Here is a 7,853-nt window from a genome sequence, read left to right as displayed (position 1 = left end):
GTCGCCCACTGCTGCGCAGCTTGGAACAAGCTCGTCGATCAGCCCTGGAAAATCACGTCCATCGGAATGCGAGATTGGGCGCATGGGTCTTGATCAGCGCCCGTTGGTATTAGCGCATGAAGTCGTGCGAGGAAGTTTTGACTGAACGTGTCGATCGTGTCGCTATTTCGAGCGGTTTGGGAGGCGATGGCGGTCACGACCGCCAGCATGTTTTTCACGCGGTGATCGACTTCGGCGAGCAGAAGCTTTTGGTGGGCCTGCGCCCGTTTCCGCTCATCTATCTCGATTTCAAGGGATGTCGCATGTTCTCGCAACGCCTCTTCAGCATGCCGACGCTCGAACACACGCCCGACCTGCTGGCCGATCGCTCGCAATGTCAGCAACAGATCAAAATCGGGTTCGACCGCCGCTTCACTAAAGAATTCGATGACCGCGATAACCCGATCCTCCGACATGATCGGAAAGCCAAGGGCCGATTTGACCTCGATCCCCTTGGGCCATTTGGCTCGCGGGAAATTCGGGTCGGTGGCCACATCCGCGATCCATTCCGGCTCGCGGCCGCCCCAGACCCGGCCGGGGAGCCCTTCGCCTGGCGCGAACCTCGTAACGGCCGTGGCGGAGCGGAATTCTGCGAATTCATCCGGCCGGCTGCTAAACCAAATCGGCGACGGAAGCAGCTGGACCGGCACGGTTTCTGTAGGGAGATAAACGTGACCCAAGGGCCATCCCGTCAGCTTATGGACCGAGGCGAGACAAGTCTGTAAGGCGTCGTCCAGCGAGTTCTTCTCCGCGGCGAACGAGATCGTGCGATACAACGCTTCCATTTTGAGGGCGTGCTCTTCGCGCTGCCGTTCCGCGCTTCTTCGCTCGCTGATGTCGCGAAGAAAACCGACAAAAATCAGTCCATCCCCCTCCGCCATGGGCGAAATGGACAATTCCACCGGAAATTCCTCGCCGGTGCGGCGCAGAGCCCAGATTTCGATGCGACGACGGAGCACCTTCGCCTCGCCGGTCTCAAGGAAGCGACGCAGGCCCTCCGTGTGAGCTTCACGGAAGCGAAGCGGAATGATCAGGTCGCTCATGTTGCGGCCGAGCGTTTCGTCCCGCGACCAGCCGAAGATGCCCGTGGCGTTGTCGTTCCAATCCACGACATCGCCACGGCGATCCATGACGATGACGGCGTCGAGGGCAGTATCCAGAACAAGACGCCACGCGCTATCTGGGTCTGGCGATGGACTAGAAGGCAATGAGGAAACCGGTGGCGTCATCAAAATCGCATCCATCCATTACCCAACCGAAACCGCTATCACCCCGCATCGCGACCGTGAAAGTGTGGTCTGCGACCACAGCGATGGAACCGCATTCCTAACGGCCCGATGTCTTTTAACAACTGGTGATGCGTCGACAAGGGATGGGGAGAAATCTCGTTCCTGTGTGTCTTCCACTTCAGGGTCCGGCCGCGGAACTTATCTCCCCTGCCCGTTCGACGAACGCCAGCATATCGCCCCCGGCGCGACCCGGGGGCGTCGAGCCCGGCGACGGTCAGCGGCTAACAGCGGTCGGTGGCGTTGGTCTTGAGCGCCTCGGCGAGGATGATGCGAGGCTGGTCGAGGGTGATGCGCATGCGGTCCTTTTCGGATGAGGTGTCCGAGATTTGGCGCGGGACCGCTTAATCGATCCGCCCGGCGGGACAAAGGCGCCGCCGGGCAGTGTCCCTTCCTGCCAGACCTTCATCACATCCACTTGATCGGGGGCTTTTGTCGCAACCTCCCGCCATCCCTCCCGTTATCAACCCAATCGCGAACGGTTCGCACGACGTTGCGCCCTTCCGATCCTATCCACAAATGGAGGATACCTCATGAACAAGCTTCTGATGACGACTGCCGCCACGCTTCTCGCGCTGGGCTCGACCGCATTCGCCGACAACATGATCGACACGGCCGGCGTGAAGGTCGAGGGCAAGACAGCAACCTTCGCCAAGGTATCGTCGGACAAGGGCGGATATCTCGTTCTGCACGAGGTCAAGGACGGCGCGCCGGTGGTTCCGGGCTCGATCGGCCATGTGGCGATCCCGGCCGGCGAGAGCACCGATGTCGCGGTTGAGGCCGACATGGATCTGGCAGCGGACGCCGAATACATGGTCATGTTGCACGAAGAGACGAATGGCAACGACACCTATGACTTCGGTGAAGGAACGACCGACGTCGATACCCCGACAATGGCGGATGGCAAGCCGGTGGTGATGCCGTTTACCGCCACCATGGCGTCGATGGATAGCTCGGCCGGCGCCTCCGCAGGGGCCTCGGTCGACACCAGTGCGGGCGGCGCGTCTGCGGGCGGGGCAATGGACTCCAGTGCGTCCGGCGCAAGCACCGCGACCAGCGGCGAGCCGGGCTCCAAGACCGACGAGGTCACCACGCCGTCGGGTGGCGTGGTTCCCGGCCAGACGCCGAAATAAGGCGGTCGCCAAGCTTCCAGTGAAAAGCCGTCCCGCCTCGCGGGGCGGCTTTTTTTCGGGCCCCGCAGCCGGCCGGCGGAACTATCGTGCCAGTTGGCGGCGTTTTCCACGGTAAAGCCATCCGATCGAGGAGATCGCATGAGCCGTCCTGGCCTGCGCCGTCGCGACTGTGTGCCCCAGGTCCGAACACGGGAAAGTTCCGTTTATGGAATGGCTCGCCCCTTTCCCTCGGCGCATGATTGCGTCGTCGATGAGGATGGCACGGAGGCGAGCCGATGAATGATACCAACTCTCATTGATCAGAACCCATGAGCCCATAGGCGCATTCCAATGGACATGATGCGCCAGGGTTGGGCTTCGATGTTTCGCCAAGCGCGGCAGGCATGGTCGAGGATGTCGTCGTAGGATTGGAAGATACGGTTCGAAAGCCAGTTGTCGCGTATGAACTGCCAAAGATTCTCGACCGGGTTCAGTTCGGGCGCCTTGGGCGGCAGCGGCATCAACGTAATGTTGTCGGGGATGAGGAGCTTCGGCGTCATGTGCCAGCCTGCCTGATCAAGCAGGACGACGGCGTGGGCGCCAGGCGCAACGTTGCGGGAGATCTCGGTGAGATGACATGCCATAGCGTGGGTGTCGCAGCGGGGCATGACGAGTGCCGCGCCCGCGCCCCGCTTCGGGCAGATCGCTCCGAACAGGTAGGCCGAGGCAGTGCGTTGGTCTCTGGGAGCCGAGGGTCGCGTTCCCCGTTTTGCCCAGCGGCGGGTGATCGGGTTCTTTTGGCCTACCCGCATTTCGTCTTGTGGGATGGTTCGCCTCCTCCTCGGCGGATATTTTCGCCGTCTCAACAAGGAGGCATCACATGACATTCAAGCAGATCGGCATCGATATCGGCAAAAACAGCTTCCACGTCGTCGGCCTGGGCGCCGATGGCGACATCGTCCTGCGAAAGCAATTTACCCGTTCACGGCTGCTGGCGGTTTTTCGGCGATCGGCGCAGCGAGTGCCTGCGTGTAGCATTTGAGGCGTGTTCTGGCGCGCATTGGCTTGCCCACCAGCTCATCGCGATGGGACATGACGTGAAGCTGCTGACCCCGGAGAGCGTGCGGCCCTTCGCAAAAGCGCAAAAGAACGACTGGAACGATGCGCTGGCGATCGCCGAAGCCGCACAACGGCCGGGCCGCCATGCGGTCGGAATCAACTCCGATGAACAACTGGACATGCAGGCGCTCCATCGTGTGCGCCAACGGCTAGTGACGGCGCGAACCTCGATCATCAATCAGCTCCGTGGCCTGTTGCGCGAACGCGGCCTGGTGATCCCCTCAGGGCGGGCGCGTTTCGAACGCTACATTCAGACGGAATTGATGGAGGTCGGAAAGGTCGATCTTTCTGCAGTCTCGCGGGCGCTCTTCGAAACGCTCATTGCCGAATACACGATGATCGACGCTCGCCTTTCCAAGATCGACGACGAACTGGAAGCCTTCGCCAAATCCAACTCTGTCTGCCGGGCCTTGCTTCCCATTCCGGGCATCGGCGTGATCGTGGCGACAGCCCTTTATAGCGCCGTCGCCAACATCTCTGACTTCCGGACAGGGCGAGATCTCGCCGCCTTTCTCGGACTTGTACCCAGACAGCGCTCGACCGGAGGCAAGACGATCCTGCTCGGGATATCGAAACGCGGAAACACCTATGTTCGAACGCTGATGATACACGGCATGCGGTCGGCATTTTACAATCGCAGAAAGCGGGAAAGTCGAATGGCGGAGTTTATGGAACGGCTTTGCGCACGGGGCATGCACACCAACAAGATTGTCGTCGCGAGCGCCAACAAGGTTGCCCGGATCGTCTGGGCGGTCTTATCGAGGAACGAACCCTTTCAGCCGGTCGCGGCCTGACGGCGCGAGGCTGAACGACTTGCGAGAAGAAGCCAATGGCACCGTGATCTGATCGGATGTGCAGCCTGATGGTTCCAGTAGATCGCCCTGCTTCGACCGGGACACGCAAAACCTGGTGGTGGCAGTAGATCAAAAAGTCTGATCATCTTGTAAGGAACGCATCCAGCGGCTCCCATTGTGGCTCGGGCACTCGCCCACGAACAAGCCGGATACGCTGAAGCAGGGTCTTCTGGGACTATCGTTTCTTCTTGCAAACCGGAGGCGAACCATACACTGGAACCAGACTTCTACGGGCTTGCCGGCGGCCTCGCTCGCCGCGATCTTTGCCAGCGCAGTGAGGAAANACTATCGTTTCTTCTTGCAAACCGGAGGCGAACCATACACTGGAACCAGACTTCTACGGGCTTGCCGGCGGCCTCGCTCGCCGCGATCTTTGCCAGCGCAGTGAGGAAATCTTTTTAAAAGCGTCGAGTTCGAACTCATTCTGCGCGTGATGGCGTGGGCGGGCAGAGAGTTTGCGGTAGCCCATGGCCCGCAGTTCGCGGCTCAGCGTTTGCACGCTTATGGTGATGCGGAACTCCTCGAACACCCATTGCGCCAGGTCTACGAGCCGCCAGCGCACCACCCCGTCAACGGCCGGGATCGGGCCCGCCTCAAGCTTGCCCGCCAGAGCCTGCCGCTCGTGCGGCCCTAGCCGCGAGGGCGCGCCAGGCGACTTTCGGTCCAGGAGACCGTCCAGGCCCTCGGCGTTGAAACGCACGACCCAGTCCCGCACGATCTGGCGCGTCACGCCTCCGACCTTGGCCGCATCGCTGCGCGTGCCGCCCTCGTAGATCGTCGCCAGTGCCAGAAGCCGGCGGGTCTGAGATGCGTCCCGGGAACGCCGGGCAGCCTGGCGAAGTGTGTTCGTATCGAAGTCAGAGCGAAGCGGAACCGGCGTGGCCATGGCGAACATCCTCCTGTTCGCACCAATGAATCACATCAGTTCCGCGCCGAGAATCCCCTACGAGTCATACAATCCGAGAGTTGGTATGAGATCAAGGTTCTTGGTATTGATCTTGGGAAGGATGTTTGCAGCGTCGTCGGGTTGAACGAAGCCGGGAAAGTGCTGCTGCGGCGCCGAATGCGTCGGGACAGCGTATTGAAGCTGGCGGCGGGAATGCCGGCCTGCATGATGGCCATGGAAGCCTGTTGCGGCGCCCATCATCTCGGCCGCCAGCTTCGCGAGCAGGGCCACGACGTGCGGTTGATGTCGCCGGAATATGTCCGTCCCTACGTAAAGGCGCAGAAGAACGACGATCGTGATGCCGAGGCGATAGCGGAAGCCGCGACCCGTCCCACGATGCGCTTTGTCGATCTGAAGAGCGACGAGCAACTCGACATGCAGACCCTACACCGGGCCCGGGATCGTCTCGTGGGCTAGCGCACGGGTCTGATCAACCAGCTTCGGGCGATCTTGCTTGAGCGGGGGATCGTGATCGCCAAGGGACGTCGAAAGCTGGAATTTCGGCTGGCACAGCTTCTCGCCGGCGAGATGGCGATCAGCCGTCGTATCCGGGTTCTGATCGAGGATATGCGAGACGAATGGCGCGCCCTCGATGTTCGGATCGCCACCTTTGACGCGGAGTTCGCCGAACTTGCCCGCGTAGATGCTTCGATGAAGCTGCTCACGACGATTCCGGGGATCGGCCCCTTGAATGCGACCGCGTTCGTAGCTTCGATCGGAAAGGCCGAGACGTTCACCGGGGGCCGCGACCTTGCGGCCTGGCTCGGTCTCGTCCCTCGCCAGATGACGACCGGGGCAAGCCTAAACTTCTGGGGATCACCAAGCGCGGCAACGGCTATCTCAGGCGGATGCTGATCCACGGCGCCCGAGCCGCGCTTCCATCTCTTGCCAAAGAAGAGACGCTGATGGGCGAATGGCTGCGAGGCCTGCTGTCGCGAGCGCACATGAACACGGCTGTCGTCGCGCTGGCGGCGAAGATGGCCAGGATCATCTGGGCGGTGTTGAGAAGCCGGCGCCCCTTCGAGATGGCGGCGGCGCCGTCGGCCTGATAATCGGAGATCGGCCGGAAGGGAGACCTTCAGGTCGGCGTTGTCTGTGAGTGGACTGGAAAGATGGCCTGACAGTCGAACGGTGTGCCGGGATCCTGACCAAAAAAATGGCGCTCGACGCCGCCCCGTTTATGAGAATCGGTACGCGCGAAAGCTCCATCTTGGCCGGGGACAATCATCAGGCCCCGAGACCGGATACGTTGGCGCAGACTGAAAAGCCGGAAAGAAATCCCTTGCAGCCGGGGCGAGCCATACGTTTTTTGGGTATTCCATTCCGCGCAGAATCTATCGGCAGGCGATCGATTTCCACGGGCTCTCTATCTCCCCGGCCCGGGCGTGTCGCGCGACGATCTGGATCGAATTTTGTCTTGTTTCACGAAAAGTTCGGTTCTCCTCACAGGTCGATCAGCACATCTTCATCATAGCCGAATAGTTCAGACAGCGCCTGCCGCTCGGCCAGCGTCGGCGTCACCCCGGCCTCAATTTCCCAAAGTCTGGCAGGCAACACCCCACACGCATGGGCGACCTCTTCGAGGGTGCGGCCGGAATGATCGCGAACCGCCCGAAGCACCGACGCGCCTGCGTCGATGCTGTGGACAATTTCCGGCGGAAAGGGCACGAGCCTGGACATTACGAGATAATAGCGCGTGGATTTGTCGCGTTGATCGGATTTTAGGTGGCCGTCTGACATTCCCGTAGGCAGCAAGCCGGAGGTGAGGGCGATCGGGAATTCCGGAGGGATTCCAGAAATCTCGAACTGAACACAGGACATAGCGTTGGTCTCGCCACGCGTTTCCGCTCGGCAACGATTCCGACAGACCGCGACGCCAGACCCCGAGCGATATGTAGACGGTTTTCCGGGGACTCTCAATGAGCCGTCACCTGACCAGAAGGCGCGGATCGGGGGAAAGCGGACGGTGGTCGCATGGCAGGTCTACGACGCTGCCCGCGACATCGCCGGCTCTCGGCGATAGGGTTGTCGAGATCGAGCCTGAAACAAATCTCGCAGATGGAAGAACCACCGGCGCGAAGGATTTCGATCGATTTTTGAGTAAAATTTCCATATCACCACGAATGCCTCAGATGCTTTGGAAACATCCTCTCCAAAATCCGGCCTTGGCTTCCGATCGGACCCATTCATCGATCACTTATAGCGACGGTCATCATCGTCATCGCCTGATTTTACTCCGGCCCGCTGGCCTGCAATTGCTTATTCTTTGACAGCAAGCCGATTCACACTTTTCTATTACTGGTTCGAATCCAGTCAGGATCACCGTTTGCCTGGCGCCCCACCCGAGCGAACCCCGGATGCCATGCGTCGTCTTCAATCGATCCAGTGAGAGCGCCGGTGCAAAAATCCACCACTGAAGCGGCCGGATATCTGGCTGTTGGCCGGAGCAAAACTCCGCCAGTGATAGCCTTCGTGCCTTTGGCCGAGGGCGGGGATG

6 protein-coding genes and 2 pseudogenes are annotated in these 7,853 nt (G+C 60.7%); 4 read left to right on the top strand and 4 right to left on the bottom strand.

The features are described from left to right. Positions 1-122 precede the first annotated feature (122 nt). Positions 123-1,268 (bottom strand): annotated as a pseudogene (locus VQ045_RS20640) (PAS domain S-box protein); the annotation flags it as partial. A gap of 590 nt (positions 1,269-1,858) precedes the next feature. Here VQ045_RS20640 and VQ045_RS20635 point away from each other — a divergent pair. After that, positions 1,859-2,458, top strand: a complete 600-nt coding sequence (locus tag VQ045_RS20635; RefSeq protein WP_331831456.1) for a DUF7282 domain-containing protein — start codon at positions 1,859-1,861, stop codon at positions 2,456-2,458. 299 nt (positions 2,459-2,757) lie between these two features. Here VQ045_RS20635 and VQ045_RS20630 read toward each other — a convergent pair whose 3' ends face one another. Further along, positions 2,758-3,324: an IS630 family transposase gene (locus VQ045_RS20630; protein ID WP_331831455.1), complete on the bottom strand. Its 567-nt coding sequence runs from the start codon at positions 3,322-3,324 to the stop codon at positions 2,758-2,760. Here VQ045_RS20630 and VQ045_RS20625 point away from each other — a divergent pair. Then, complete coding sequence (locus VQ045_RS20625; RefSeq protein WP_327649108.1) at positions 3,318-3,479, top strand: hypothetical protein; 162 nt, start codon at positions 3,318-3,320, stop codon at positions 3,477-3,479. The genes VQ045_RS20630 and VQ045_RS20625 overlap by 7 nt on opposite strands. Then, the gene (locus VQ045_RS20620) at positions 3,463-4,350 is read left to right on the top strand and encodes an IS110 family transposase (RefSeq protein WP_327649106.1); all 888 of its coding nucleotides are present in this window, start codon (positions 3,463-3,465) and stop codon (positions 4,348-4,350) included. Before VQ045_RS20625 ends, VQ045_RS20620 begins: the two co-directional genes overlap by 17 nt. Positions 4,351-4,747: 397 nt before the next feature. Here the strand turns inward: VQ045_RS20620 and VQ045_RS20615 are convergent, their stop codons facing one another. After that, positions 4,748-5,296, bottom strand: a complete 549-nt coding sequence (locus VQ045_RS20615; RefSeq protein ID WP_331831454.1) for a helix-turn-helix domain-containing protein — start codon at positions 5,294-5,296, stop codon at positions 4,748-4,750. Between the two features lie 90 nt (positions 5,297-5,386). On the opposite strand from VQ045_RS20615, the pseudogene VQ045_RS20610 reads away from it, so the two are divergent. Beyond that, positions 5,387-6,405 (top strand): annotated as a pseudogene (locus VQ045_RS20610) (IS110 family transposase). Between the two features lie 394 nt (positions 6,406-6,799). On the opposite strand, the gene VQ045_RS20605 reads toward VQ045_RS20610, so the two are convergent. Next, on the bottom strand, positions 6,800-7,177 hold the full coding sequence (locus tag VQ045_RS20605; RefSeq protein ID WP_331831453.1) for a helix-turn-helix domain-containing protein: 378 nt from the start codon (positions 7,175-7,177) through the stop codon (positions 6,800-6,802). Positions 7,178-7,853: the final 676 nt, after the last annotated feature.

Origin of the sequence: Aurantimonas sp. E1-2-R+4, assembly GCF_036549515.1 — a bacterium.
GTDB lineage: Bacteria > Pseudomonadota > Alphaproteobacteria > Rhizobiales > Rhizobiaceae > Aurantimonas > Aurantimonas coralicida_A.
The sequence above is the reverse complement of the archived record's forward strand: the minus strand, read 5'-3'. Positions and strand labels throughout refer to the sequence as shown.

What these genes read in the sequence shown, in the direction of transcription:
- VQ045_RS20635 (WP_331831456.1), top strand. Translation starts at nt 1,859, where the DNA reads ATGAACAAGCTTCTGATGACGACTGCCGCCACGCTTCTCGCGCTGGGC.
- VQ045_RS20625 (WP_327649108.1), top strand. Translation starts at nt 3,318, where the DNA reads ATGACATTCAAGCAGATCGGCATCGATATCGGCAAAAACAGCTTCCAC.
- VQ045_RS20630 (WP_331831455.1), bottom strand. Translation starts at nt 3,324, where the DNA reads ATGTCATGTGATGCCTCCTTGTTGAGACGGCGAAAATATCCGCCGAGG.
- VQ045_RS20615 (WP_331831454.1), bottom strand. Translation starts at nt 5,296, where the DNA reads ATGGCCACGCCGGTTCCGCTTCGCTCTGACTTCGATACGAACACACTT.
- VQ045_RS20605 (WP_331831453.1), bottom strand. Translation starts at nt 7,177, where the DNA reads ATGTCCTGTGTTCAGTTCGAGATTTCTGGAATCCCTCCGGAATTCCCG.